Source organism: Caulifigura coniformis, assembly GCF_007745175.1.
GTDB classification, from domain to species: Bacteria; Planctomycetota; Planctomycetia; order Planctomycetales; family Planctomycetaceae; genus Caulifigura; species Caulifigura coniformis.
In genome coordinates this window covers 1119091-1145732 of sequence record NZ_CP036271.1, presented here as the reverse complement: position 1 = coordinate 1145732, position 26642 = coordinate 1119091, and the positions used below count along the sequence as shown (strand labels likewise).

The window sequence follows — 26642 nt, the reverse complement described above, 5'->3', positions numbered from 1 at the left end:
ACCTCGACGCCCCCGTTGCACTCGACCACCTGGAGAGAAAACGAAGGCTCTCAGCCTTTGAACGCGCCCTGCTGCCGCGCCAGTTCAACGATCCCCTCGACGGTCGCAGGCTTCTCACGGCTGGAGCCCCCCGCGGCCTTCGGAGCCGGGGCCGCTTTGACTTTCGGCTCGGCCTTCGGCGTCTCTTCGACAACCGCTTCCGCCTTGGGAGCGACCGGCGGCGGAGCCGCAGCAGCCGCCTTCGACGCGGCCCCCTGCATCCGGGCCAGTTCCAGCGCCGAGAGCTTCTTTTCGCCCGTCGGGGCCGCGGTCGGAGCCTTCGCAGCTGCCGCCGGGGCGGCGGCCGCCGGCTTCTCGTGCTTGACCGCGGCCTTCTTCTGCAGCGGTTCGGTCACCACCTTGAGAAAGGAGGGATCGATGTCGTACCAGCCGATGTCCACCGGGCCATCGAACTCGACCAGGGCCCGCCCATTCATGTTGATCGTCCGGACCGTTCCCGTCAGTCCGGAGAACCGCTTGAGCTCCGGCGCGCCCGCATCGACGACGACATACTTGTCCGTCCACTCTTTCTTGAGCTGTTCGGCGAGAGCGATCGACATACGAACGTCACCTGGATGGGACTCGCGGACGCCACGGCCTTTGAGACCGGGCGGATGATGGGTCGCTGGAGCGTCGCATTCTCGATTGCAGCGGCAACCAATTCAAGCACGGCCCCCTACGGTCACGCGAAATTGCGGCCAGCGCATCCGGAACACCCTGCCTGCCTGGCCATACGCCACCAAAGGCCTGTCCAGCCCCCGCCTCCGCCGGCGCAAGGTGGCGAAATTCGACAGGGGGCGAAATACTTCCGTGCTTCCTGCATTGTTTTCACGTCTGCCCGAAGGTCTTCGTCTTGTCAGCCCCGTCACGCGGCAGCCTGCTGATTATCTTTCTCGTCGTTTTCATCGACCTCCTGGGCTTTGGCATCGTTCTGCCGCTGCTCGCACGGTACGGCGAGCACTTCCAGGCCAGCGGCGCCACACTCGGCCTCCTCATGGCCTCGTTCTCGGCGATGCAGTTCCTGTTCGCCCCCCTCTGGGGACGTGTCTCCGACCGCGTCGGGCGCCGGCCTATCCTCCTGCTGGGACTCGCTGCCTCCGCCCTCTTCTACGCCCTGTTCGGCTACGTCACCGCCCGCCAGCCGGATGAACTCATTCTCGGCCTCAAGCCCCTCACGTGGCTCTTCATCGCCCGCATCGGGGCGGGCATCGCCGGGGCCACGATCCCGACCGCTCAGGCCTATATCGCCGATTCGACCGAGGCGAAGAACCGCGGGAAGGGAATGGCCCTGATCGGGGCCGCGTTCGGACTGGGATTCACCTTCGGACCGCTGCTGGCGCTGGCCTTCGCTTCCAACACCGAAAACGCGGCGCCAAGCCCTGCCGCCGGTTATCTGGCGGCAGGCCTGTCAGCTCTCGCGTTCCTCGCCGCCGTCGTCAAGCTCCCCGAGTCGCTGAAACCGGGCGATTCCAGCGGCGCGGGACATCGCAAGTGGCTGCAGCTGGCCTCCCTCAAAAGGTCCCTCCAGAATCCCGTCCATCGCGCCACACTGCTCGCCATCTTCATCTCGACCTGCTCCTTCGCGCAGCTCGAAAGCACCCTGTCGCTCGTCACCGAACGCCTGGGGCTCACCGAACGGGAAAACTTCTACGTCTTCGCCTATCTCGGCTTCATGCTGCTCTTCTTCCAGGGGGCGATCGTTCGCCGGCTTCTCCCTCGGCTCGGAGAAAAAACCATGGCGGTCGGCGGAGGCATTCTCCTCGCGGCAGGACTGGCGGCCATCGGCCTGAGCGCCGGAGCGGCCGAGGGAGCGGTGACCGAGGTCGAAGGACGTGACGCCCTCTGGCGGCTGTTTCTCGTCCTGCCGATCTCGGTGGCCGGCTTTTCCGCGCTGAACCCGTCGCTGCAGTCGCTCCTGTCCCTCAACACCAGCTCCGAGGAGCAGGGTGAGGTGCTGGGCGTCGGACAGAGCCTCTCGTCGCTGGCACGGATCATCGGTCCGCTGGTCGGCATCCCCATGCTGAAACAGTCCGGAGTCCAGGCCCCCTACTGGCTCGCCACTGTGCTGATGCTGATCGCCGCAGGATTCGTGGCAAGGCTCAGACAACAGGCCAAAGAAGGCCGGGAATAGCCTGAACCGCCCTGATTCGGCCTTTGGGCGAGCGGTCGGCGCCGGCCGACTGATCAACCTCACGAACAGCCCTCGTCGCCCCACCTGAAAACCCGTCGCCCACGGGAATCACTCCCCAAACACAAAAGCCCTCCGGCCGCTCGAGAGCGGCCTGAGGGCTTTGTTCATTTCAACTGCCACAGGCCTCAGGGCGCCTTGGGTGTCTCTTTCTCTTTGTCCTTCTCCTGATCCTTTTCCTTGTCCCGGTCTCTCCGCTTCTCGTCGGACGGCTTGGTCCCCTTGGAACGGTCCGGTGCAGTCGCTTTCGATCGCTCGGACCTGGCATCCCCAGGTTTGGCCGACGGCGTGTTGGGTCGCGTCTGGCCGCCGCGACGGCTTTCACGCGGGGAAGTCGAACCCGCCTGCGGACGATTTCCCGAAGGCGGATTCCCGGCAGGTGTGTTCTCCGTCCGACGAGGCTCGGTCGGCGTCTCGGTCCTTTGTGGACGGCGGTCGGTCCCCGGCCGGGTCGAAGTTTCAGGAGCCCCCGGACGTGGCGAAGCGTTCTCCATCCGTCTGGACTCTGTCGATGATCGCCCCGCAGCGCCCTCGCTCCGTTCAGGCCGCGGCGCCATAGTCCTGGCCGGGGCCTTCTCCGATGGCTCGCTTCCGGGCCGCGGGCGTGTGCCCGGCTCGGGACGCTTTCCCGCGTCCGGCTCGTCGCTCTTCTGAGGCCGGTCCCCCTTCTCGGGACGGCTTTCCGGCCTCTCCGGTTTGCTTCCGGAAGGAGCGTCTTCGCTCCGGCGCATCTCCGGTCGATTCGGATTCCCGGCAGGTTTTCCACCGTCCGCGCCAGAACGCGCGGCGTCAGGTCGTGGCGCCCCCTCACGCGGTTCGACGCGCCGGGGAACCGGCAGTCCGTCCGCGGGCGACGCCTTCGACGGTGACTCTTTGGCCGGAGTGCGGCCAGGTTTCTCCCCGTCAGTCTGGGCCCGTCCTGCAGGAGGATTGCGATCCGGCATCTCGCCGCGCCCCTTCTCCCGATCGCCGCGCCCCGGACCATCATCACCCAGGCCGAACGCGTCGCGAACCTCTTTGGGGTCCTTCTTCCGATCCTCCTTCGAGGCCGACTGCGCATCGCGGTCGCGGCCTGGAGGGGGCGGCGGCAGGTCGGCCGACGGTCTCACGTCGGCTCGCTCATCCTTCCCGGCGCCGGCTTCACGCCCGGCCCCCTGCTCTGTCCCAGCCGCCACCGGCTTCCGCTCGCGGGCGTGCGACGGCACGCGGGCCACTTCGCCACGCGGCTTGTCGGGCGTCACGTTCTTCAGCTTGTCCGGCGTTTCCGGACGCTGGACTTCCTTCCGCTCGACAGCCGCCACGGTCTTCGGCATCTCGAGCTTCAACTGACGCGGAGGCTGGCCCTTGCCAGGCTGCTCACCCGGACGCCCCGGGCGATCCCCCCGGGCTTCCGCATTCGCTTCGAACTGCCGACGCTGCTGCGACGCTGCAATCCAGCCCTTCGACTGTTCCCGGTAGCGGTGCTCGTCGTCGCGCGACACCGTCTTCAGGTTCACCGGCAGCTGGATGCTGCGATCCCGGTCGCCGTCGCGGTCCCGGTTGATCTTCGTGATGTCGACCGCCACCCGGAGGTTGATGTTCACGTTGCTCGCGCGTCGGGTTTCCACATAACGCGCCTGTTCGCGATACGTTGCAGGCGGACGCCAGTCGCGATGCGAGACGAAGTGGTCATGCCAACCGCTGAGACGATGACGGTAGTCCGGACCGTTCCGCCATTCGTAGTAGGTGAACAACGGGTCTCGGCCACCCCAGCGTCCACGGTGCTCGTACCAGGGGACGTAGTGGGCGTGGCGCGTCTCATAGTAATTGCCATAGGTGAAGCAGCCCCGCCGCTGGTCGACCCACAGGTGCATCGCCAGCGAGTCCCCCCAGGTGTCGATCACGATGGCCGGCCGATACGCGACCACGGGACGAACGTGATGGTGGTGGAAACGGACCGGGGCGTAGCACAGGCCGCGATCGATCAGCGCGTAGTCCCAATGCCCCGCCACGAAACAGCAGCCATAGGGCGTGTGCACGTAGTGCGCAGGAACCCAGATCCAGTCGCGCTGCCGCGGAGCCCAGTAGCCCGTCCGCCACAGGTACCGCGCGTCGCGATACTCGTAGCAGCCCGGAACGTAGAAGTAGTCAGGCCCGGGAGCTTCGATGGAAGGACCGCGCTCCACGGAAGCGGGCGGAGTCGGCAGGTAGACGAGCGTCGAGGAACCATTGTCGACCCACATCCCGGCCACCCACTGGTAGCCGTCCGGAGTCTGGGCCCAGTAACCCGGCACCCACTGCCGCCCCGGAGGAACGTCCCGCCACAGTCCGCTGATCCAGATGTAATCCTCCAGCTCTTCGTCCCACGACCAGTAACCGCTGATCCACGTGACGTTGTCCCCTTCCGGCTGCTGTTCGGGTGGGAGCTCTTCGATCAGCTCCGGCGGAGCCTTGGCAACCATCGGCGGAACGACGACGTCGTTACTCGCCGGCGTCGCGAACGCCTCATGCAGCGCACCGCGCGTGTAGACCTCGAACTCCTCCGCCGCCGGCGCCGACGCCGGAAGCGAGGGGAGCGGCGGCTGGGCCGACAGGACGGCGCACGCCCCTCCGGCAACTGCTGCGGGCAGCAGCAGTGAAACAACAATCCGGCATACAGTCATGACTCGGCAACTCCGTCCGCATTCCCCGGCCCGCAGCACTGCGATCGCCATCTCGCACAGGCTGCATGCTAGAGGGAAAACGACGTCATGCCATCCCTGATTTGCGCGTGCCGACTTGCCGACACGCGCAAATCCAGGGTTTTCAGCAGGTCCACTCAGCTTTCACCCATCGGCACGCTGAACCACACAGGCCGTTCCCCCTTCTGGTCGCGTTCCCGTCGGTTGTCGACGTATTTCGCCTTGAGGGCCCGGTAGCTGTCGATCGCGTCGAGAAACGCGGTCGTCAGGTCCAGCGCCGCCTGCTCGCGGAACCGCAGCCAGGCGACCCGGGTCTTCGCATCATTCAGCAGGCGCTTCAGATCCGCCGCCGAACAATGCTCGCTCGCCTCCGCGATCCGCTCCACGTCGATCGGCAACAGTTCCGCAGGAAGGCCCCGCGTCATCGTGTCGATCAGATGGGCCCGGCCCGAACTGTCCGGGTAACGGGTTTCCAGCCACAGCTCCACGCGTCCGGACCGGATCAGCGCGGGCGGAATATGCTTGATTGCCATCGCCGTCATGATCACACACACCCGGCTGGCGCTCTTGCTTTCCAGGCCGTCCAGCATCGTCAGCAGGTAGCGGTACAGCCCGTGTTCCCGCTGACTTTCAAAGATGACGTCGCTGTCATCAATGAAGATCACCGCAGGGGCGTTCTCGCGCGCCTGGTGAAAAATGTGGTTGACCGTGTGGTAGAACCGCTCAGTCCCCGAGATCACCGTGCCGTCGATGATGAAGAACTTGCCCCTCAGCCGATGGGCCAGCGCCTTCCCGATCGTCGTCTTGCCGGTCCCGGGAGGCCCCAGCAGCAAAACGCCCCGTTTGGGAACAAGGCCATACGCCTGCCGGTACTCGTCGTTCTCCATCGGGAAAACGACGTTCGCCAGCAGGCTCTCGATCACGTCGTCCATCCCGACGAGATCCTCAAGAGAAACCGGCGCGACTTCCGGCAGCGAAACGTTGCTGGCCAGTTGGTTCTCGTGCAGGTAGTCCCGGAACGCGTCGGTCGACCAGCAGGTCGAACGCGACAGCGATTCCATCGACGCCCTCAGCTGGTGACAGTTCAGCCGCGGCGCGAAGCGATGGATCGCCGCGTAGTCGATCGCCTGGGCCTTCTCACCCGCAAACCGCTCACACAGTCGCCGGTAGTCCTCGGCATCGAATTCCTCGACGCCGACCGACCGCGCCTGTTCCCTCAGCGACTCAGGCAGTCCGGCGTCGGAAGCAATCAGGAGACGCTTGCCAGACGTGGCAATCCGCTGGGCGATCGCCGCGGCGATCACGCCCAGGTACCCCCGGCGGGGATACTCGTAGCAGCTTTCGACAACGTCGCCGATGAGATGCCAGTCATCGAGATACACACGATCATGCGCCGCCAGCGCATCGTCGAGCAGCCGCATCAGCGAATCCTCGATCGCCAGCGGATGAGCGCCGCGCTGCGCCACGGCGAACTCCGCCATGCTCAGCAGTCGGCCGCCCAGACGCGTCTGGAGCGCCCGCAGAATCGTCGTGCGGCCCCTTCCCCGGTCGCACCACAAATGAACGAGTGGAAAGGCCTCCCACGAGCCCAACAGAGATTCAAACGCCGCCATCTGCGACGGCACGAGAGACGAATCAGTCATGAAATTGCGGGTCGGCAAATGACCCGGATCGAAGAGGGTGAACCGAAGAACAACAGTCACAGACTGCTCAAGCCGCCCCGCAGCCACGGGGGACTCGACACCAGCAAGCCTCTGCAGCGACGCCCGGTCGCCCGAAAAACGAGGTCGTTGAAAACTGGCCGCGACACAACTCGAGGTCGCGACGTCCCAGCGAACGACAGCAAAACTAGAAAGCAGGTTCGCGATCGTCAACACGAATGTTGCCGAATGACAACGCCTCCGCCGCACGCCGATCCCGAGTTTCGTCTTCCACCGCCGAATTGATCCGCCCCGCCTTCGCACGCGACCTACGGTTGTCCGTCGGCTTCGCTTTCGGGCGGCGGCCCGGAAGGTGATGGATATGATGGAACTTGTTGAACGTGCGATCCCGGTGATCCAGCACGTCCCCGGATCGGCAAACAATCACGAACTGAAGACGAAGGACTCCGCGGTCTGCTCCGCGGCCGAGCCTCGCTCCAGTGAAGCCTCCCCGATCGACGGGCAGCAGCACGACGACACTCTCCGGGCTGGCCTCAACGAAGCGCTCAGTCAGGTCCACCGCACGCTCGAACGCCTGCGGACTCAGCACGCCCAGCTCACCAGCGGCGCCCTGCTCCAGCAGTATCAGCGCCACACCGCCTTCCCCGTTGAAGACTCACGCCCCGCAACGAAGCTGCTGAGCGTGATACGCTAAACAGCACGGCGCCCGCCCCGCCAACTGCCTCGCCTCCGCGTTGACGCATCGATCAGGCCACGGCATAGTGAGGTCCGGATTGCAGGATCGCCTCTGTGACAGGACGCGCGATGAACCGGCTCCCTCTTCATCAACCGCGATCTCGCTGGCGGGCCCGCTTCGTATCTTCTCCGTTCTTCGTTTCGTTTCCGTGGGCAGTTCAACGGAAGGACCTTCGATGGCACCCCCGCTCCACCGGCGTAACCGAGTCGGCTTCACACTGATTGAGCTCCTGGTGGTGATCGCGATCATCGCCATCCTGATCGCGCTGCTCCTGCCCGCCGTGCAGCAGGCCCGCGAAGCCGCCAGACGAACCCAGTGCAAAAACAACATGAAGCAGCTGGGCCTCGCCATGCACAATTACCACGACACCTTCAACTCCCTGCCCTCCCGGCAGGGCGGGCCGTCGTGGACCGCGCAGAACAACATCCTCCCCGTCCGGTTCAGCCCCTTCGTCGGACTGCTCCCCTACTTCGACGAAGCCAACCGTTATAACCAGATCTTCACCAACGGCATCTTCACCTGGTCCGGCGCCGCAAACTCCGGATACATCGGCCCTGTCTCCAGTTTTCTCTGCCCCTCCGATGGTCTCCTCTCCGGCACCGGCGCAGACAGAAACGCCGTCTACTCCCCGCTGAATTACGGCGTCGGCATGGGCGACAACTTCAACCTCAACATGAACACCGCCACCAGCGACCAGAACATGCGCGGCCTGTTCGGATACAACATCTACGTCCGCTTCAACCAGATTACCGACGGCCTCAGCAACACGATGGCCATGTCGGAAATCATTGTCGCCCCCGACAGCAATCAACTCGGACGGGCCGTCGGAAACAACACCACCAATCCCCTCGCCTGCAAGGCCACCCTCGTCAACCGCATCTACACCTCCGGCACCATCATCGCCCAGTTCCGCTGCCACGGGCAGCGCTGGCAGGACGGCCGCCCCGGCTACTGCGGTATCAACAACATTCTCCCCCCCAACAACGCCACCTGCAGCTCGCAGGCCAGCTCCGGCATCTACACCGCCGCCAGCCGCCACGTCGGCGGCGTCCACATGCTCCTCACGGATGGCTCCGCCCGATTCGTGTCGGAGAACATCGACACCGGCAACCTGTCGCTCGCCCCGGTGACGACCGGACGCAGCCCGTACGGCGTCTGGGGCGGACTCGGAACACGCGACGGCGGCGAGGTCCTCGGCGAGTTCTGAGCCGCGTCGCGGTGAAAGCTCGTCACCCCGCCGTCAGCGATGCGGCGGCGATCCAGCCATTCTTTCCCTGCCATTCTTTCATGGGCGTGAACATCCCGATGCAATCAGCCTTTCGAACCCGCCCGGGTGCTGCAGCGACCCTGGCGCTCGCCGCCTTCATGATCGCCGGCTGCTCCAGCGAGGATCCCTGGAAGAAGAATCGCCCCCCCGTCTACACGACGACCGGGATCGTCGAGGTCGATGGACGGCCGATTGAAGGAGTCACCGTCCTGTTCCAGCCGGTGGACGCAGACAAGGGGAAGCCGGGAACCGCCGTCACTGATCGCAACGGCGCATTCACAGCGCAGACCTTCGACCCCGGAGACGGCTTGACCGAAGGGACGCACCGCGTGTCCCTCAGCAAAACGGTGATGCTCGACAAGCAGGGGAACGAGGTGAAGGAGATTCGAGAACCCGGCGACGCAAAGGAAACGCACATGATCGCAAAGAAATTCGGCGCGTTCGAAACCTCCGGAATCGAGGTGCAGATCAAGAGCGATGGCTCGAACGAACTCGAGACATTCAAGGTGACCGGCAGATAGAAGGGCCACCGGCCTCGGGTGAGCGAGGGGCGTCAGCCCTCTGAACCATCCGGCGAACAACGCTTCTCACGAGGTGTGCCCGCCCCGAAAGAACGAAGCACCAGGCCGACAGCGTAAGCCGCCGGCCCACTGGTCCTTTGGTCCTCCCGCGCAAATCCCTGCCGACGCCCGAACGAAAGGCCTTAAACCTTCGCCGGTTCGCCCCCGGTGAACACGCCCAGCTCGCCCGGCTCTTCGGCCAGCGCCGCGAGTTCGGCCACTTCCCCGGCAATCTCCTTGCGGAGCGCGGGACCGTTGAACAGCCCCGTGCGGCTCGCCAGGTCCCACAGGATCCGGTTGTCGGCCCGCGACTCGCCCGGGCCGCGGACGGCCCGGCGGATCAGCTGCGCCAGGCCCGCGAAGTTGATGAACGTTCCGTCGCGTTCGGCGAAGGAGCCCGCCGCCAGAACGTAGTGGGCCATCTTCACCGCCGGTGAATCCAGGAGGCCCTGCACGATCAGGAGCCTGGCCTTCTTCAGGCCTTCCGCCTGGGCCTCGGCGAGCCGTGCCTTGGGGTCGGACTCGACGAGGTACAGCGAGTCGAAGGTGCCGCTCGACAGGCCGCTCAGCACTTCGCTGGAGGGAACAAGGCTTCCCTGGAAATGCTTCAGCACGGCCTCGACGCCGCGGCGGTTCGGAGCTTTCTCGGCCCGGATCGTGAACTTCACCGGCTGAACCGGGTTGCCGTGCACGTCCTTGGGGTAGGTGTCGTCTTCGCCTTCGACGCGCGTCGGGGCGAGCGCCAGCGTGACGTCCGGCGACTGGTCCTTCAGGAACTTCGCCAGCAGGTAAGCCTCTTCCACCGTCATCCACGGCGAGAAGATGGCCGCGACGGCCTTTGGCTTGCGCTGGATGGCGCTCGTGAGAGCCGTCTTCGCTGAGGGGAGGACGCCATCCCAGTCGCGCGAGGCCACGCGGCCGTCGATGCGTTCTTCGGGGGCCTGCAGGCGGTGATCGGAGTGGATGTACTTCCAGCCGAACCGGCCGTCGTCGCACATGTAGTAGCCCTGCGCCTGCAGGTTCGTGCGGGGCTTCAGGCGGAAGACTTCATCGTGATTCTGGTCGACGGTGATGTTGCAGCCGCTGCTGCAGCCCGAGCAGACGCTCTTCGTCGTCTTGAGCCACCACACGCGCTGTTCGTAGAGGAAATCCTTGCTGCACAGCGCACCCACGGGGCACAGGTCGACGACGTTGCCGGCCAGCTTGTTGTTGCAGGGCTCGCCGGGGAAGATGTCGATCTCTTCGTGCGACCCGCGGCTGACCAGCTGCAGCTCGGCCGTGCCGGAGATTTCGCGGGTGAAGCGGACGCAGCGCGTGCACACGATGCAGCGATCGGTGAACAGCGTGATCTGATCGCCGATGTAGTCCTTGTCCGGCTTGATGTTCTTCGGCTCATCCAGCCGGCTGAAGCCGCGGCCGTACTTGTAGCTGTAGTCCTGCAGTCCGCATTCGCCCGCCTGGTCGCACGTGGGGCAGTCCAGCGGGTGGTTCAGCAGCAGGTATTCGAGAGTCGCCTTCTGGGCATCGGCGACTTTCTTGGAGTTCGAAATGACGACCGTGCCGTCTTTCACCGGCGTCTGGCAGCCGGGGACGAGCTTGGGCTGCATCGCGACGGTGCCATCCGGCTTCTTGTCGCCGACCTCGACGAGACACATCCGGCAGCTCGCCACCACCGACAGCGACGGGTGGTAGCAGTAGTGCGGGATCTCAAACCCGGCGCGCTGGGCCGCCTCAATGCAGTTCAGCTTTTCAGACGCACCGATTTCGACGGGCTTGTCGTTGACGATCACCGTGGGCATGGAACGCTTCTATCGATAAACGAAACACTTAGGGCCAGCCGGCGCGTGGCCGGCGGCGCTGGCGCGGTTTTTGGGGCCATGGAAGCATAGGCAATGGGCCGGACCGGGTCGAGAAAGGCACGGCCGGTTCCCAAACGTTGTGATCGGACCGGGAGAAACCTGCCGGAAGGGCCGTTCGGAACAGCGATCCGCCGCCCCCCAGGCGTTTCGGAACCCGGCGAACTCCGTGGAGCCCCGCGTGTCTACGCACGGTCCCCGTTTTTCGTATACTTTCGCTGCCCCTGTCGTTGTTTCTCTTCCCTCGCCGACCGAGCACCGCCGTTGAACGCCGCCACCCGCAGCAGTCACGAAACCATTGAACAGTTCAACCGGTACGTGATCCCCAACTACCGGCGCTATCCCATCAGCCTCGTCCACGGCGAAGGGAGCTACGTCTGGGACGCCGAGGGAAACCGCTACCTCGACTTCTTCCCCGGCTGGGGCTGCAACATCCTCGGCTACGCCCCTCCGCGCCTCGTGCGGGCGATCCAGGACCAGGCCGAGCACCTGATCCACATCCCCAACACCTGGTTCACCGAGCCACAGGGAGACTTCGCGGAAGCCCTCTGCACCCGCGGATTCGGAAAGGCCTTCTTCTGTAACAGCGGCGCCGAGGCCAATGAAGGCGCCATCAAGCTCGCCCGCATGCACGCGAACGACGGCCGCTACAAGGTGCTGACGTTCCTCAACGGCTTCCACGGCCGCACCTTCGCCGCCGTCACCGCCACCGCCCAGCCCAAGTACCACGAAGGCATCCAGCCCCTCCTCCCCGGCTTCATCTACGCCCCTTACAACGACCTCGAAGCCGCGAAGAAACTCATCGACGACGAAACCTGCGCGATCCTTCTGGAGCCCGTCCAGGGCGAAGGCGGCGTCAACATCGCAACGCCCGAGTTCCTCCAGGGCCTCCGCGACCTCTGCGACGAAAAGAAGATGCTCCTCATCTTCGACGAAGTGCAGACCGGAATGGGCCGCCTCGGCACCTGGTTCGGCTACCAGCATTTCGACGTCCAGCCGGACATCATGACCCTCGCCAAGGGCCTGGCCGGCGGCGTCGCCTGCGGGGCCATCATCTCGACAGACGAAGTCGCCCCCAGCCTCCGACCCGGAATGCACGCGTCCACCTTCGGCGGCAACCCGCTGGCCATGGCGGCCGGCGTGGCCACCGTCCAGACGATCGAAGAAGACGGACTGCTCGAGAACGTCCGCGAAATGTCGGCCCGGTTCGAGAAATACTTCACCAACCTCAAGAAGACACTCCCGCTGATCACCGACGTGCGCGTCTGCGGCATGATGATCGGCGTCGAACTCGCCACCGCCGCAACCCCCGCCGTCGGGGCCTGCATGGAACGCGGCCTCCTCATCAACGCCACGCACGACACCGTCGTCCGCCTCCTCCCGCCACTGAACGTCACCGCCGAACAGGTTGATGAGGGCTGCGACGTGATCGCCGAAGTCCTGAAAGCGATGTAATACGTCCCCCCGTTGCACGGCTCTGTGGGCCCTGCAAACGTAAGCCCCGCACCCCGGCTGCTCCAAAGCAGCCGGGGTGCTTCGCGTTTGGGCGACACCGTTGTGGCACGCGTCTCCCGACCGGCCGCCCCCATCGGTACTCGGACAGCCCGCGTGCGACGCCTCTCCGAGCCGTGCAAGCCCGGAGCCCGCCCCCAACACAAATCACAAGGCCAACGCCCCACCCCGTCGCCGCACCCGCCACCACTGCCCGGTCAGGAACAGCACCATCGGCGGCCCGACGATCCACTCCGCAAGCCATCCGTAATCACGCCGTGGCGGCAGCACATAAGTCTGAAGGTGCGTCGGCGTTAATGTGATCAGGGTGCTTTGGTTGTCGGTGAAATGGAACCTGGAATCCCGGGGAAGCCGCCCCAGATCCCTGCCCGTCCCCGCATCGACCAGGCGAATCTCCTTTCCGTATCCCATGACCAGGCCGTGGAGCCCGACCTTCATCCAGAACTGGTTCAGAGAATCCTTCCACTTCTGAATCCGCGTCCCTGAAAGGTCCGCCGCATCCCGGATCAGGTACTTCCCAGCCCCGGCAGGCAGCGTCGCGAGCAGTTCGGCCGACGGTTCGCCGGGAATCGCTTGTCCATCTTCCGCCCGAAGCCGGCGAACGTCGACCGGTCCCAGGCTCGTTGACTGCCAGATCACGACTTCCCGCCCGTCTGGAGCGAACTTCAACGACTCATCAATCGCGACCGTCGGCTTCCAGAGGACCTTCCCGGCCGCCACGTCGTAAACGGCGTGGTTCGCTAGTCCCACTTTGAGTCGCACCAGCGCCAGCTTGCCGTCCGGCGACAACGTCGCCGACCACACATTTCCCACCGCCTCGAATCGCTGGTCCAGTTCTCCGGTCTCGAGATGAATCAGACTGCAGCCGGACCGCGACCGTCCCTTTCCAGACCGCGAGATTTTCCACCTCGCCACACTCTGAATGTCTCCGTCGACCAGGCCTTCCACACTGGCATCCCGCATGATCCACTTCGGCTTTGCCCGGTCGAACCGAAAGCAGGACACGCTGAGATCAGCATTGACCACCAGTTCCTTCCGATGCTCGTGGACGAAGTAGGACTCCGCCTTCGGCACATCCTCAAACGTTCCCAGTTCCTGCCCGGACTCCAGTTCGATCAGGACCAGTTGCCCATCCCGGCGAATGAGGACATAACCCTCCGCCGCGCCCCAGGAGGACTGGTTCCCGATGATCTGATCATCGCGCGACAGCAACTGGCCGGTGACGCGTCCCTCTTTGGCATCCCAGAATTCCAGCGGCCCCGTCGCTCTCCCGCCCCCCGGGGCCATTGAGCGAAAGTGGTAAAGTATGACATGGCGACTGGGCCGCTGTGGGAAGACCGCCAGGTCTCCCGCGTGCGCAACAGAACTTGTCGGCGGCAGCGGCACGGCAGCCAGCCAATACCACGTCACAACCCCGGCCCACAGGCCGAGCAGCACCATCCAGCGAAGCCCGACCATTCGCATCCGCCACCCCAATCCCGCCTGATTGCAGCCCAAGCCCTCCAGCCATCATTCTCGCCAAACGACGCCGCGCCCGTAAACGCCAGCAAGAAAACCGTCCGATCTCCCGGCAAGTCGTCATGACGGCGCCCAGACAGTTTTTCGCGCAACCACTCAGGGTCTCACGGATGGGAACATGAGAATAAGCACGCCCGATCTCGCACACGGCCGCATCCGCCCCGACCGGCCCCCGGTACGACCAGTCCCGGTCCGTTCCCACCGTCCTCCCCTGCGGGGGAGGGAGGGAATGGGCCAGAAGAAATCCCGACCCGTCACAGTGCCCTCCTTGCTCTCTCTCTCTCCATGGGGTGCACAACGCCAATCAGCGGTATCATCGACGGCCGGATGAAACCCGGCGCCAGATTCCGCCTGCGTTCCGCCCCACCGACCGTGACCTTTTTTCGCGACTCACCGAGCTTCAACGACAATGAGTGACAAGCCAGTTCGTTTCGGTCTCATCGGATTCGGCGCCTGGGGCCGGCACCATGCCGACTCCATCGCCAGAACTCCCGGCGCGAAGCTCGTCGCCATCGCCGCCCGCTCCGAGGATTCGGCGCAGGCCGCTCGCGAAACCTACCCCGACGTCGCCGCCTGCACCGACTACCGCGAACTGCTGGCGCGCGACGACCTCGATGCCATCGACATCGTCGTCCCCAGCTTCCTGCACTGCGAAATCGCCTCCGCCGCCCTCGAATCCGGCCGGCACGTGCTCCTCGAAAAACCGATGGCCACCACGGTCGAGGATTGTGACCGCCTCATCGACGTCGCACAGAAGAACAACCGCCTCCTCGCCATCGGCCACGAACTGCGGTTGTCGTCCCTGTGGGGACTTGTGAAATCGATGATCGACGACGGCTACATCGGCGATCCGCTGTATGCCCTTGTCGAGCTCTCGCGCAAGCCCTACCGCACCGGAGCCGACGGCTGGCGTTACGACATCTCCCGGGTCGGCAACTGGATCCTCGAAGAACCGATCCACTTCTTCGACCTCGCCCGCTGGTATCTCTCCTCCAGCGGAGACCCGGTGTCCGTCTACGCGACGGCCAACTCCCGGCAGCCTGATCATCCCGAATTGCAGGACAACTTCAGCGCCATCCTGAAATTCCGAGGAGGGGCCTACGCTGTCGTCTCGCAGACCCTCAGCGCCTTCGAGCATCATCAGACGGTCAAGGTCACCGGCCGCAAGGGCGCACTCTGGGCCTCCTGGAGCGGTGCGATGGACCGCACCCGCCAGGCGACGTTCTCGCTCCGCGCGTTCAACGGCGACGAAGTGAAAACGATCCCCATCGAACGCTCGTCGGGCGAACTCTTCGAACTCGAGGAGCAGATCGCCATGTTCGCCCGCGCCGTCCGCGGGCAGGGATCGCTCGCCTGCCCGGCCGGAGAAGGGCGCTGGTCCGTCGCAATGTGCCAGGCCGCCCAGAAGTCGGTCGAACTGGGACAGCCCGTGAAATTCGAATAGCACCGCATCCGCGAGGCGCTACGACTTCTGCAGGTCCTCCATCAGCTTCGTGACCAGGGCGGTCCAGCCCGTCTGATGGCTCGCGCCCAGTCCGCGCCCGTCGTCCCCGTCGAAGTATTCGTAGAACAGCACCAGGTCCTTCCAGTACGGATCGTCCACGTACTTCGCGTTCCCGCCATGGCACGGCCGGGCCCCGTCAGCACCAGGCAGAAACAGCTTCGTCAGCCGGGCGGCCAGTTCCCGCGAGATCTCCTTCAGGTTCATCATCGTTCCCGCCCCGGTCGGGAACTCCACCTTCAGCTCGTCCCCGTAGAAGTGGTGATACCGTTCCAGGGCCTCGATCAGGAGGAAGTTCACCGGGAACCACACCGGCCCGCGCCAGTTCGAATTCCCTCCGAACAGGTTGGAGGTCGATTCCCCCGAGACATACGACACGCGGAGCTGCCGGTCTCCCAGGTTGAACACGTAGGGATGATCCTTGTGGACCCGCGACAGCGCGCGGACGCCGTACGGCGACAGGAACTCGTTCTCGTCCAGAACGTACTTGAGCACCCGTTCCAGCCGCTCCCGCGACGGAATCGCCAGCAGGCGATGATCCTCCCGTTCAGGATCGTCGGGGTCGTCGGCATCCGAGCGGCAGTACGTGACGTGCCCCGCAAGGTCCTTCCGATGATTCAGGAACCACTCCATCCGCCGCTTGAACCCGGGGAGGCGGTCGATCGTCTCCTGTTCGAGCACTTCGACCGCGAACAGCGGGATGATTCCCACGATCGAACGCGTCCGCAGCGGCGTCGTGTAACCGTCGGTCTTGAGAACGTCGTAATAGAAGCCGTCCTCGTGGTCCCACAGCCCCACGCCGCCCACCGAGTGCATCGCGTCGACGATCTCCACGAAGTGTTCCAGGAACTTCGAGGCGACGTCTTCATAGGTCGAATCGGTCCGCGCAATCTCGAGCGCCATCGACAGCATCGTGACGCAGTAGAACGCCATCCAGGCCGTGCCGTCGGCCTGCTCCAGGTATCCCCCCGTCGGCAGGGCCTGCGACCGATCGAACACTCCGATGTTGTCGAGCCCCAGGAAGCCCCCCGCGAACAGGTGCTTTCCCGACACGTCCTTCCGGTTCACCCACCACGTGAAGTTGATCAGCAGCTTGTGAAACACCCGCTTCAGGAACATCACGTCGCGCTGCCCGCGCGCGCCGGACATCTTGTACACACGCCACGCCGCCCACGCATGCACCGGCGGATTGACGTCGTCGAACGAAAACTCGTACGCCGGGATCTGCCCGTTGGGATGCATGTACCATTCGCGCAGCAGCAGGATCAGCTGCTCCTTCGCGAAGTCGGAATCGACGTTCACGAACGGAATCATGTGAAACGCCAGGTCCCACGCCGCGTACCACGGGTACTCCCACTTGTCCGGCATCGAGATCACGTCCCGATTGAACAGGTGGGGCCACTGCGAATTTCTGCCCTTCTTCCGCTCGACCGGTGGCGTCGGTTCCTCCGGATCGCCGTCGAGCCAGTCGCGGATCGAGTAATGGTAGAACTGCTTGCTCCACAACAGGCCCGCATACGCCTGTCGCGCGATCGCTCGCTGCTCCGTGGTCAGCCCCGACGGCAGATGCGACGCGTAGTATTCGTCCGTCTCCCGGATCCGTTCGGCGAACACCCGATCGAACGCCTCTCCGAACAGCGTCCCGGAATCGAGCGGCTCGACCTTCAGCGGCAGCAACGCGTCTGCCTCACGCACGCGCTCGATCAGTCGCAGCTTGAGAACGGTCTCGCCTCCGGCGGGGATTTTGAGAACGAACCGCGCGGCGGCCTTCGTTCCATTCTCCGGATGCATCGCCGCCGACTTCTCGTGAATCACGAAATCGTGAAATCCATCCTTCACGAACGGAGTCCGCGACGACGTCCCGTTCACGCGCTCGTAATTCGTTTCGTTCTCCGTGAACACGATGATCGGCTTCGTCCCATCCGACGCTGGCCCGATCACCCAGTCGAACTGGCCAAGCGACGCGTGCCACGCCCCCACCTGGTCCTTCGCGGTCCGTTCCAGCTTCGGCTTGAGCTCACACCCTTCATGCTCGCAACCCCACGACCACGTATTACGGAACCACAGCGTCGGCAGCACATGGACCGTCGCCGCCTCCGGCCCCCGGTTCGACACCGTGATCCGGATCAGGATGTCGTCCGGCGCCCCTTTCGCATACTCGGCCTGCACATCAAAGTACCGGCTCTCGGCGAAGATCCCCGTGTCTTCCAGCTCGAACTCGCGGTCGTACCGGCTCCGCGATCCGTTCTCGCTCACGAGCCGTGCATAGGGAAACTCGGCCTGCGGATACTTGTAGAGCGCTTTGAGATACGAGTGCGTCGGCGAGGAATCGAGGTAGTAGTAGCACTCCTTCACGTCCTCGCCGTGGTTTCCCTCTCCGTTCGTCAGGCCGAACAACCGCTCCTTCAGGATGCTGTCCTTGCCGTTCCACAGGGCCAGCGCAAAGCACAGCCGGCATTCGCGGTCGGTAATCCCCAGCAGGCCGTCCTCGCCCCAGCGATACGCGCGGCTGCGGGCATGATCGTGCGGAAAGTACCCCCAGCTGTCTCCGTACTTCGAGTAATCCTCGCGGACCGTTCCCCATTGACGTTCGGAGAGATACGGTCCCCAGCGCTTCCAGTTCGCCGTCCGGTCGTTGGACGCGGAAAGCCTGAGATCCTCAGCAGTCATTCATCCACCAGTGCAGAAACTCGTTCAGAACGCTTCGTGTCGGCCACCACTGTAACTGCTGACGGTCGCCTCCTAGGAGGGAAGCCCTTAGCCTGCACTCGATTTCATTGATGCCTGTTTTCGACGAGTGCCCCAGGACTCTTCACGCATGTCGCTCCCGCCGTTGCTGTCAGCCGCCGGAAGAATCGAAGTCCCTGCCGTCGGGCTCGGACTCTGGAAACTTCCGCTCGCCCACGCCGCCGATCGTGTCGAACACGCCATCGACGTCGGCTACCGACACCTCGACTCGGCCTGCGACTACGGGAACGAAACCGCAGTGGGAGAGGGAATCCGCCGGTCGATCGCCGCCGGAAAGGTGAAACGCGACGACCTGTGGATCACCTCCAAGCTCTGGAACACCTACCACGCGCGGGAGCACGTCCGCCCCGCCTGCGAACGCACGCTGCGCGACCTCGGAGTCGATTATCTCGATCTCTACCTCATCCACTTCCCGATTGCACTCAGGTATGTGCCGTTCGAAGAGCGCTATCCTCCGGAATGGCTGTTCGATCCGCAGGCGGAGAAACCCCGGATGGAGTTTGCCCGCGTGTCGATCTCGGAAACGTGGCACGCGATGGAAGACCTCGTGCGCGCGGGACTGGTGCGGAACATCGGCATCTGCAACTTCAACACTTCGCTGCTCCGCGACCTGCTGAATGTCGCCACCATCCGCCCCGCGATGCTGCAGGTGGAAATGCACCCCTCCCTGACGCAGGAGAAACTGCTGCGGTTCTGCCGCGAAGAAGGCATCGGCGTGACGGCGTTCTCGCCATTCGGGCCCGCATCCTACGTGTCAATCGGAATGGCGAAGCCCGAAGACTCGCTCTTCACGCGCCCCGCGGTTCAGGCCGCCGCGAAACGAACCGGCCGAAGCCCGGCCCAGGTCCTGCTGCGCTGGGGAGTCCAGCGCGGCACGGCCGTCGTGCCGATGACCTCCCGCCCCGAGCGGCTCTTGGAGAACCTGTCGGTGGGCGACTTCGAGCTCACGGCGGAGGAGATGTCCGCGATCGGTGCATTGAACGAGAATCGGCGGTTCAACGATCCCGGAGAGTTCGCCGAAGCGGCCTTCAACACGTTCTGCCCGATCTACGACTGACGGACCGCCCGGGCTGAAGATTTCGAACAGGGAAACGCGATTCAGCCGTCTCGGTGGACGATCCAGCACGAGTCGTGGGGCTCCAGGCCGACGTGCGGGTAGTACGTCCGTGCACCGGGGGCCGCGATGAGGATGATCATCGTCTGCTTGCCCGCAGCCCGATGCGTTTCCTCGATCAGCCGCTTTCCGATCCCGCGCCCCTGGCACTCCCGGTCGACCGCCAGGTCGGCCAGGTAGGTCGCATAGCAGAAGTCGCTCAATGCCCGGGAGATGCCGACGAGCCGACCTTCAATCCGCGCGGTCACGATGACCTGGGCCTGACGCAGCATCTGATCCATGCGCGGGAGATCATCAATCGGCCGGCGCTCTGCGAGAGTGGAACGCTGGAGAACATCAACGAACTCGACGGCGGACAGGCCCGGTTCGAGGGCGTAGACAGGTTCGTCGTTCATCGGCAGCCTGACACCGGGGTGATCTCGGAAGTTCGCTCCGGAAGACTACCCCAGTTCCGCTTCCATGCCGATGACGGTGACGCCGCTGTCAGCGACGACGAAGCCATGCGCGAGGTCTTCTTCGCGGTTGTAACCCACCTGCATCCCTTCCGGGATGATGACTCCTTTGTCGATGATTGCCTTGCGAATCCTGGCATGCCGCCCGATCTGCACCCCTTCGAAGAGGATCGAGTCTTCGACTGTCGACCAGCTGTTGACGCGGACGTTGCACGAGACAATCGAGCCCTGGACACGCCCGCCGGAGATCACGCTGCCCGGGCAGACCATGCTGTCCAGAGCCGTGCCGATTCGCGGACGTTCCGCGTGCTCCTGCGCGAACACGAACTTCGGAGGCGGCAGCGGCGGATGCCAGCCCCGGATCGGCCAGTCGTTGTCGTAAAGATTCAGTTGCGGATTCACGGAAACGAGGTCCATGTTGGCCTCGTAGAAGGCATCGAGAGTTCCGACGTCCCGCCAGTAAGCCGTGTCGCCCGTCTTCGCGTCGCGGAACTGGTAAGCCCGCACCTTGTGAGTGCGAATCATGTCCGGGATCAGGTCTTTGCCGAAGTCGTGATTGCTCGACTGCACCGTCGCCGCGCGGCAGAGTTCTTCGAAAAGCGTCCGCGCCTTGAAGACATACACCCCCATCGACGCCAGGCATCGATCCGGATCACCCGGAATGCAGAAGGGATTCTCCGGCTTCTCATCGAACCGCTGCACCCACTCTTCGTTGTCGATCCCCATCACTCCGAAATGCCGGCCTTCGGCCAGCGGCACGGGAATGCAGGCGAGCGTGCAGTCCGCGTTGGTGCGTCGGTGCTCTTCGAGAAGGAGCGAGTAATCCATCTTGTAGACGTGGTCGCCGGAGAGGATCAGGATGTCCTCCGGCATCGACTGCTCGATCGTGTAGATGTTCTGGTACACGGCGTCGGCCGTCCCGCGGTACCACAATTCCCCCAGACGCTGCTGCGGCGGAAGGATATCGATGAACTCTCCCAGCTCGCGGCAGAGAAAACGCCAGGCGCGATTGATGTGACGGTCGAGGCTGGCCGCCTTGTACTGCGTCAGGACGAGAATCTTCCGCAGCCCGCTGTTAATGCAGTTCGAGAGCGTGAAGTCGATGATGCGGTAGATGCCGCCGAACGGGACGGCAGGTTTCGCCCGATCAACCGTGAGGGGCTCCAGACGAGAACCTTTACCGCCGGCAAGGATCAATCCGAGAACAGTGCGCATGACAGAAATAAAATGGCCACTGGAGAAAGGTGGGTCAACGATGGAGGGAAATTCGCCCTGACCGCTGGGGTGGCCCGTATTGTAGAGGGCCTGTTCCGTGATGCAGCGGCTTGACCGCGAGGATTTTGCTGCTCCGTGTCGAGACAGACCGTCCGAATGAAGTACGGCTCATCTTCACCAGAGCGAACGCCGGAAACACGCAGCCACCCGGCTCGCTAGGCCTTCTTCTTCTTCCGAGGCTTCTTCGCAGGCGAAGTCTCCAGCGTCGCACCGGCCTTCGGAGCTTCCTCACCCCGACGTTCCATCCGGCGCGTCTTTGGAATCGGAATCACCTTCTTCGACGACAGGTAGTCGCCCGTCAGAGATCCTTCGACCTTTCCCGACTCGAACTCCCGCGGCGTCCCTTGCCCCACCACCTGCCCCCCGAACCGGCCGCTTCCAGGACCGAAGTCGTACAGGTGGTCGGCCGCTTCGAGAACCTCCTTGTCGTGCTCGACGAGTACGACCGTATTCCCCAGGTCCCGCAGGCGATGCAGCGCGCCGATCAGCCGGTGGTTGTCCCGCGGGTGCAGCCCGATCGTCGGCTCATCGAGCACGTACAGCACGCCCGTCAGCGCCCGTCCAATCTGCCCCGCCAGACGGATCCGCTGTGACTCTCCCCCCGACAGCGACGGCATCGGCCGGTCGAGCGTCAGGTAATCCAGCCCCACCTCCACCAGGAACTTCAGCCGGTGGATCACTTCGTTCAGGAGATCGCCGGCAACCTTCTTCTCTTCAGCCTTCAGCGACATCTCTTCAAAGAACGCAAGCGCCTCGCGAAGGGAAAGCTGCGTCACCTGCGGCAGCGTCTTCCCGCGCAGCTTCACGGCCGCGGCGTCATCGCGAATGCGCGTCCCCTGGCACATGGAGCACGTCGTTTCGCCAACGAGGTCGCTCAGCGCCGCGCGATACTCGAACGACACGCGGGTCGCTTCTTCAATAGCCGGGTACAGCCCCTTGTACTGGAACTTGAAGCTACCCGGGGCCGAAGCCGGTTTGGCCTTCGACTTTTTGCCTTTCACGGGGGCGGCGAGTTCATCCGACTCCGGTTCGCCGTTGCCGCCGGCAGGTGCAGGTTGCGTGTCGAGCCATCGTTCGCCGCTGCCATACAGAACGACCCGCTGATGCCGTGGATCGAGCTGGCGATACGGAACATCCAGCGGGATTCCGAACTCGCGCGACAGCGTTTCGAGAATCGTGCGGAACAGCGGGTTCGTCTGCGGATCCGGCCAGGCGAGGACCGCCCCTTCAAGCAGCGAACGTTCGGGATTCGGAATCAGGGCCGCGAGATTCGTCCCCTGCTCCGTCCCCAGACCCTGACACGCAGGACACCAGCCAAGCGGACTGTTGAACGAGAAATTCTGGGGCGTGAGTTCTTCAAACGATCTGGACATGCGTTCCGTGCTCGGGGGAACCGAATTGTTGACGCCCGAAGCCCGTTCGGCAACCGCCCGGGAGACAGCAACAGCCGGCTTGAGCGACTTGCACCCACCGCCTGCGGTGGCATCGGCCTTCGCTCCTGATATGGTGGCTCCCGCTGGAACGACCATGTTCAATTGACCGGAGCAGCTGATGAACGCTCAACGGGGAATGTCGCGGCGGGATGCTCTCAAGACCGGAGCCGCGATCGCGGCCGGCGCCGCAATGCACCGTCCCTCGTTTGCAGCCAACGACCGGCTTGATGTGGCGTTCATCGGTGTGGGAGGACGCGGCGGAGCGAATCTGCGATCGGTGACGAAACAGACGCTCGTCGGCGTCAACGTCGTCGCCCTTTGCGACGTCAACAACTCCTCCCTCGGAGCCGCCGCGCAGCAGCACCCCGGCGCGAAAACCTTCTCCGACTTCCGCCGTCTCTACGACGACCTCAAGAACATCGACGCGGTCGTCGTCAGCACCACCGAACACACGCACGCCTTCGCCACCCTGCCAGCCCTGCAGCTCAAAAAGCCGGTCTATTGCGAAAAACCGCTGACCCACAACATCGGCGAAGCGCGACGGATCATGCAGGCCGCGAAAGAGGCGGGTGTCCCGACTCAGATGGGGACGCAGATTCACGCCTCCTCCAACTATCGGCGGATCGTGGAACTCGTCCAGGCCGGCGCCATCGGCCCAGTGCGCGAGGCGCATGTCTGGGTCGGCCGGGCGTGGGGCCTGCAGTCGGAAGAAGACGCGAAAGTGAATAAGGACATCGTCTACGTCACCGAACCCCCGACCGCCCAGGTCACTCCGCCGCCCGAGATCGACTGGGATCTCTGGATCGGCCCCGCGCCGATGCGTCCCTACTCCGATGTCTACCTGCCAGGCCCGAAATGGTATCGCTGGTGGGATTTCGGCAGCGGCACCATGTCCGACCTCGGAAGCCACTTCAATGACCTCCCGTTCTGGGCTTTGAACCTGGAAGCCCCCACGACGATCGAGGCCTTCGGCCCGCCGCCGCACGTCGATCTCGCGCCGGCCTCCATGTCCGTGCGCTACGAGTTCCCCGCCCGCGGCGACATGCCCGCCTGCACCATGCACTGGTACCAGGGAACGCACAAACCGCAGATCCTTCTGGACGGCGGCATCCCCTCCAAGGGCTCAGGGATGCTCTTCATCGGCGACAACGGAATGCTCCTCTGCGACTACGGCACACACACCCTCCTCCCCACCGAAAAGTTCAAGGACTTTCAGCCGCCGAAGCCGACGATCCCCGATTCACCCGGCCAGCACGAGGAATGGGTGCTCGCCTGCAAGAACGGCACGCCCACCAGCAGCCCGTTCAGCTACGCCGGACTGCTCACCATCACCAACCACCTCGGCAACGTGGCCTACCGCGCCGGCAAAAAGCTGGAATGGGACCACGTGAACGGACGGGTGCGCAACGCCCCCGAAGCGGAACAATTCGTGAGCCGCAAACCGCGCGAAGGCTGGTCGCTGTAGCCTCGAACGCAGCGGCGAGCAGTCCAGCCACTGTTCAACGCCTTTCGAAATCGAACATCCTTCCCGTTCCTTGTGTCGCGCCAAGGCACATGGATCGCCGACCGCCCCACCTCCCCCACCTCATGCGCTGTTCCATCGCCACGCTGTTCTTCCTGTCTGGGCTGCTTGCGGGAACCGCGTCCTATTCGGACGAACCTGTAGCGACTGCCCGACCGCTGTCGCCCGAAGAGTTCCTCGGTCGCCCCATCGGAACTGATTTTCAGCTCGCCGACTGGACGATGGTCAGCGGCTACTACCGCAAGCTGGATGAGCAGTCCCCCCGGGTCATCGTCGAGAGCCCGGGAAAGACTACCGAAGGTCGCGACTTCCTGATTGCGATCATCTCCAGCGAAGAGAACCTGGCGCGGCTTCCGCAGATCAAGGCGGCCAACAAGGCCATTGCCGATCCCCGCGGTCGCACGGCGGCCGAGAAAAAAAACGCCATCGATGAGGGGAAGGTCACGCTCTTCATCACCCCGACGATGCACTCCACCGAGGTCGCCGCGACCGAAATGGCCATGCATCTTGCCTGGCAACTCGCCACATCAAACGAAGAGCCCTTCAAATCCGCCCGGGAAAACGCGGTGATCGTCATCACCCCCTCGCTCAACCCCGATGGCGTCGACCACGTCGTCAGCTGGTATCGCGAGAATGCCTATACGCCCTTCGAAGGCTCGGGCATGACGAAGCTCTACCAGTATTACACCGGCCACGACAACAACCGCGACTGGTTCATGCTGACGCAGAACGAGTCCCGGATCCTGACGAAGCTCCTCTATCAGGAATGGTTCCCGCAGATCCTCTGGGACGTGCACCAGCAGGGAAATTCGAAAGAGCGATTCTTCGTCCCTCCCTATCGTGATCCACTGAACCCGAACATCGATCCGGGCATCGTCGCCGCGACGAACCTGATCGGCACACGCGCCGCAATGGATCTCAACCGGGAAGGCCTTGCCGGCGTCGCCACCGGTGTGTCGTACGACGCCTGGTGGAACGGCGGAAACCGCAGCGTCCCCTGCCGGCACAACATCATTGGAATCCTCACGGAAGCCGCGTCGGCCCGGCTCGGCTCACCGATCTTTCAGGAACCCTCCTCGCTGAAAGCGCCGGTTGAAGGTGCGCCTTACCAGCCATCCAACCAGTTCGTGAACCCGTGGCCAGGCGGCTGGTGGCGGCTGAAGGACATCCATGCCTACGAGCTGGCGTTCGCGCGTTCGCTCATGGGAAGCATCAACCGCGAGCCGGAGTTCTGGCGGAAGAACGCGATGGAGGCTGCGGAGCGGAGCATTGCCGCGGGGAAGAAGGGAGGCCCGCGGGCGTGGCTGATTCCATCCGACAACCGCGACCTGGGAGCCACACGCCGACTGCTCGATTCGCTGATGCTCGCGGGAGTCGAAGTCGGCGTTTCGAGTTCACCATTCAAGGCCGATGGAATCGAGTATCCCCCTGGAACGATCGTCATCTGGCGCGACCAACCCTACGGCAACTATGTCAAAGACCTCTTCGAGCTGCAGGTCTTTCCGTCCGGCACGAAACCATACGACGTGTCCGGCTGGACGCTGCCCCTGCTGATGGGAGTCCGCCGCGTGGCCGTGGCCAACGACTTCCAGGTTGCGACGCAGCTGGCGACACGGGCCACGGACGCGATGAAGTCGTTCCACGGTCCATCGACGCCGAATGGCCGCGGGGCGCTTTCACTCTCGGACAGTGACACGTGGGTGAAACTCGTCCAGGGCCTGCAGCAGGGACAGACCTTCCAGTATGCCTATGGAGCGAACGAAGGCTCGCTTCTGCCAGGCTCCTCCGAACTCAAGACCGGCGCCCGTCCCATCAGGAGGCTGCCACGGATCGGCGTGTACGCTCCCTGGTCGAGCAGCATGGACGAAGGCTGGCTGCGGTGGGTGCTCGACCACTTCCGCATTCCCTTCGTCACCGTCCGTAACGAGATGCTTCGCGCTGGACATGTCGGCGAGCAGATCGACGTCCTGATCATTCCCGACGTCTCCGCCACCGAGTTGGATCATGGCCGAAAGCAGGGATCGATCGCCGCTCCGCTCGCGGAAGGGCTCGCTCCGGAAGGTTCGCTGGCCGTCAAGGAGTTCGTCCGCAAAGGGGGAACGCTCGTCGCGTTCGACGGTTCATGCCACTGGGCGATCGAACTCTTTCAGCTCCCGCTGAAGAACGTGCTCAAGGAGCCGGGCGCGAGAGATTTCTCCTGTCCAGGCAGCGTGCTGAGAGGCGTCGTGAAGCCGCATCCCTGGACGGCCGGCCTCCCGGACGATGTCGCCCTGTTCTTCTCCGGCTCCGTCGGCTGGAATGTGATGTCAAAGTCTGAACGCGATGCAGCGAACAGGATCGAAGCGACTGTGTCGACGCTGCTCGAATATGCTCCGACCCAGCTTCTGCTCTCAGGCTACATCAGTCACCCGAAAGCCCTCGAGGGATCGAGCGCCTGGGTGCACATTCCCATGGAGCAGGGACAGATTCACCTGTTCGGTTTCCGCCCGCACTATCGTGGCTGGTCGCAGGCGACCTTCCACCTGCTTTTCCGCGCCATCCTCCTTTCACCCTCGGCGACGCGAGCACTCGAGACGCCGACGAATCACTAATGCGGGTTT

Annotated in this window: 18 protein-coding genes; 9 read left to right on the top strand and 9 right to left on the bottom strand. The window is 64.1% G+C overall.

The features are described from left to right. Positions 1-50 precede the first annotated feature (50 nt). Positions 51-599: a hypothetical protein gene (locus Pan44_RS04540; protein ID WP_145027689.1), complete on the bottom strand. Its 549-nt coding sequence runs from the start codon at positions 597-599 to the stop codon at positions 51-53. A gap of 293 nt (positions 600-892) precedes the next feature. Between Pan44_RS04540 and Pan44_RS04535 the strand changes: the two genes are divergently transcribed. After that, positions 893-2170 (top strand): MFS transporter, encoded by a 1278-nt coding sequence (locus tag Pan44_RS04535; protein WP_145027687.1) that lies wholly within the window; start codon positions 893-895, stop codon positions 2168-2170. Between the two features lie 185 nt (positions 2171-2355). On the opposite strand, the gene Pan44_RS04530 is transcribed toward Pan44_RS04535, so the two are convergent. After that, positions 2356-4869, bottom strand: coding sequence for a hypothetical protein (locus Pan44_RS04530; protein ID WP_197453847.1), 2514 nt, complete (start codon positions 4867-4869; stop codon positions 2356-2358). Positions 4870-5024: 155 nt separating this feature from the next. Then, on the bottom strand, positions 5025-6530 hold the full coding sequence (locus tag Pan44_RS04525) for an AAA family ATPase (RefSeq protein ID WP_145027683.1): 1506 nt from the start codon (positions 6528-6530) through the stop codon (positions 5025-5027). Positions 6531-6909: 379 nt separating this feature from the next. Here Pan44_RS04525 and Pan44_RS04520 point away from each other — a divergent pair, with 379 nt between their 5' ends. The 3 genes from Pan44_RS04520 (at position 6910) to Pan44_RS04510 (ending at position 9072) form a co-directional block, all read left to right on the top strand. Further along, on the top strand, positions 6910-7242 hold the full coding sequence (locus tag Pan44_RS04520) for a hypothetical protein (protein WP_145027681.1): 333 nt from the start codon (positions 6910-6912) through the stop codon (positions 7240-7242). Between the two features lie 217 nt (positions 7243-7459). Then, the gene (locus Pan44_RS04515) at positions 7460-8491 is read left to right on the top strand and encodes a DUF1559 domain-containing protein (RefSeq protein WP_145027679.1); all 1032 of its coding nucleotides are present in this window, start codon (positions 7460-7462) and stop codon (positions 8489-8491) included. A gap of 11 nt (positions 8492-8502) precedes the next feature. Then, entirely contained in the window at positions 8503-9072 is a 570-nt protein-coding gene (locus Pan44_RS04510; protein WP_145027677.1) for a carboxypeptidase-like regulatory domain-containing protein, read from the top strand. Positions 9073-9254: 182 nt separating this feature from the next. Here Pan44_RS04510 and Pan44_RS04505 read toward each other — a convergent pair whose 3' ends face one another. Continuing rightward, positions 9255-10910, bottom strand: a complete 1656-nt coding sequence (locus Pan44_RS04505; protein WP_145027675.1) for a molybdopterin-dependent oxidoreductase — start codon at positions 10908-10910, stop codon at positions 9255-9257. A 321-nt stretch (positions 10911-11231) separates the two neighbouring features. On the opposite strand from Pan44_RS04505, the gene Pan44_RS04500 reads away from it, so the two are divergent. After that, positions 11232-12422, top strand: a complete 1191-nt coding sequence (locus Pan44_RS04500) for an aspartate aminotransferase family protein (RefSeq protein ID WP_231754224.1) — start codon at positions 11232-11234, stop codon at positions 12420-12422. Between the two features lie 204 nt (positions 12423-12626). Here the strand turns inward: Pan44_RS04500 and Pan44_RS04495 are convergent, their stop codons facing one another. Next, a complete protein-coding gene (locus Pan44_RS04495; protein ID WP_145027671.1) occupies positions 12627-13937 on the bottom strand; it encodes a hypothetical protein in 1311 nt (436 codons plus the stop codon). A 469-nt stretch (positions 13938-14406) separates the two neighbouring features. Between Pan44_RS04495 and Pan44_RS04490 the strand changes: the two genes are divergently transcribed. Beyond that, positions 14407-15441, top strand: coding sequence for a Gfo/Idh/MocA family protein (locus Pan44_RS04490; RefSeq protein ID WP_145027668.1), 1035 nt, complete (start codon positions 14407-14409; stop codon positions 15439-15441). Positions 15442-15459: 18 nt separating this feature from the next. Here the strand turns inward: Pan44_RS04490 and Pan44_RS04485 are convergent, their stop codons facing one another. After that, positions 15460-18168: an MGH1-like glycoside hydrolase domain-containing protein gene (locus Pan44_RS04485; protein ID WP_145027666.1), complete on the bottom strand. Its 2709-nt coding sequence runs from the start codon at positions 18166-18168 to the stop codon at positions 15460-15462. A gap of 148 nt (positions 18169-18316) precedes the next feature. Here Pan44_RS04485 and Pan44_RS04480 point away from each other — a divergent pair, with 148 nt between their 5' ends. Further along, the gene (locus Pan44_RS04480) at positions 18317-19303 is read left to right on the top strand and encodes an aldo/keto reductase (protein WP_145027664.1); all 987 of its coding nucleotides are present in this window, start codon (positions 18317-18319) and stop codon (positions 19301-19303) included. Between the two features lie 41 nt (positions 19304-19344). Here Pan44_RS04480 and Pan44_RS04475 read toward each other — a convergent pair whose 3' ends face one another. The 3 genes from Pan44_RS04475 to Pan44_RS04465 form a co-directional block, all read right to left on the bottom strand. Beyond that, complete coding sequence (locus tag Pan44_RS04475) at positions 19345-19755, bottom strand: GNAT family N-acetyltransferase (protein ID WP_145027662.1); 411 nt, start codon at positions 19753-19755, stop codon at positions 19345-19347. Between the two features lie 45 nt (positions 19756-19800). After that, positions 19801-21027 (bottom strand): glucose-1-phosphate adenylyltransferase, encoded by a 1227-nt coding sequence (gene glgC, locus Pan44_RS04470; protein ID WP_145027660.1) that lies wholly within the window; start codon positions 21025-21027, stop codon positions 19801-19803. A gap of 215 nt (positions 21028-21242) precedes the next feature. Beyond that, a complete protein-coding gene (locus Pan44_RS04465; RefSeq protein WP_145027658.1) occupies positions 21243-22460 on the bottom strand; it encodes an excinuclease ABC subunit UvrA in 1218 nt (405 codons plus the stop codon). A 178-nt stretch (positions 22461-22638) separates the two neighbouring features. Here Pan44_RS04465 and Pan44_RS04460 point away from each other — a divergent pair, with 178 nt between their 5' ends. Continuing rightward, entirely contained in the window at positions 22639-23985 is a 1347-nt protein-coding gene (locus Pan44_RS04460; RefSeq protein WP_145027656.1) for a Gfo/Idh/MocA family protein, read from the top strand. Positions 23986-24107: 122 nt separating this feature from the next. After that, positions 24108-26633, top strand: a complete 2526-nt coding sequence (locus Pan44_RS04455; protein WP_197453844.1) for a M14 family metallopeptidase — start codon at positions 24108-24110, stop codon at positions 26631-26633. Positions 26634-26642 lie beyond the last annotated feature (9 nt).

Excerpts from the sequence above, each read along its gene's own strand:
- Pan44_RS04490 (WP_145027668.1), top strand. The coding sequence starts at position 14,407 with ATGAGTGACAAGCCAGTTCGTTTCGGTCTCATCGGATTCGGCGCCTGG.
- Pan44_RS04495 (WP_145027671.1), bottom strand. The coding sequence starts at position 13,937 with ATGGTCGGGCTTCGCTGGATGGTGCTGCTCGGCCTGTGGGCCGGGGTT.
- Pan44_RS04475 (WP_145027662.1), bottom strand. The coding sequence starts at position 19,755 with ATGAACGACGAACCTGTCTACGCCCTCGAACCGGGCCTGTCCGCCGTC.
- Pan44_RS04520 (WP_145027681.1), top strand. The coding sequence starts at position 6,910 with ATGATGGAACTTGTTGAACGTGCGATCCCGGTGATCCAGCACGTCCCC.
- Pan44_RS04530 (WP_197453847.1), bottom strand. The coding sequence starts at position 4,869 with ATGACTGTATGCCGGATTGTTGTTTCACTGCTGCTGCCCGCAGCAGTT.
- Pan44_RS04540 (WP_145027689.1), bottom strand. The coding sequence starts at position 599 with ATGTCGATCGCTCTCGCCGAACAGCTCAAGAAAGAGTGGACGGACAAG.
- Pan44_RS04505 (WP_145027675.1), bottom strand. The coding sequence starts at position 10,910 with ATGCCCACGGTGATCGTCAACGACAAGCCCGTCGAAATCGGTGCGTCT.
- Pan44_RS04485 (WP_145027666.1), bottom strand. The coding sequence starts at position 18,168 with ATGACTGCTGAGGATCTCAGGCTTTCCGCGTCCAACGACCGGACGGCG.
- Pan44_RS04465 (WP_145027658.1), bottom strand. The coding sequence starts at position 22,460 with ATGTCCAGATCGTTTGAAGAACTCACGCCCCAGAATTTCTCGTTCAAC.
- Pan44_RS04515 (WP_145027679.1), top strand. The coding sequence starts at position 7,460 with ATGGCACCCCCGCTCCACCGGCGTAACCGAGTCGGCTTCACACTGATT.
- Pan44_RS04480 (WP_145027664.1), top strand. The coding sequence starts at position 18,317 with ATGTCGCTCCCGCCGTTGCTGTCAGCCGCCGGAAGAATCGAAGTCCCT.
- glgC (WP_145027660.1), bottom strand. The coding sequence starts at position 21,027 with ATGCGCACTGTTCTCGGATTGATCCTTGCCGGCGGTAAAGGTTCTCGT.
- Pan44_RS04455 (WP_197453844.1), top strand. The coding sequence starts at position 24,108 with ATGCGCTGTTCCATCGCCACGCTGTTCTTCCTGTCTGGGCTGCTTGCG.
- Pan44_RS04525 (WP_145027683.1), bottom strand. The coding sequence starts at position 6,530 with ATGACTGATTCGTCTCTCGTGCCGTCGCAGATGGCGGCGTTTGAATCT.
- Pan44_RS04460 (WP_145027656.1), top strand. The coding sequence starts at position 22,639 with ATGAACGCTCAACGGGGAATGTCGCGGCGGGATGCTCTCAAGACCGGA.